A 325-nucleotide genomic window follows, 5' to 3' on the forward strand; every position below is an offset into this window, starting at 1 on the left:
CAGTCTCATTCGATAGGAGTGATTTTAACAGGAAATGGATCTGATGGCACAGCAGGATTAAAAGCTATAAAAGAAAACGGAGGAATAACCTTTGCTCAAACTGAAGAGACGGCTGAATATAAGTCAATGCCGCGATCTGCCATAGAGGAAGGAGTGGTAGATTATCTATTACCACCGAGAGAGATGCCGCAGAGAATTTTGGAAGTGGTAAGTAATTTCCGTGATGCCGATGGCGCCGAAAAGAAACTGGAAACAGAAAACGCCGATATTTATAAGCAGATTCTGGCTCTACTGCGCATAAGAAAAGGAATAGATTTCACCTACT

1 protein-coding gene is annotated in these 325 nt (G+C 42.2%); it reads left to right on the forward strand.

The annotated features are described in order from the left end of the window. Positions 1-18: 18 nt before the first annotated feature. The coding region (locus HC176_RS18485) for a chemotaxis protein CheB (RefSeq protein WP_342448725.1) at positions 19-325 on the forward strand (307 nt) is incomplete at its 3' end.

Source organism: Tamlana crocina (genome assembly GCF_012037625.1).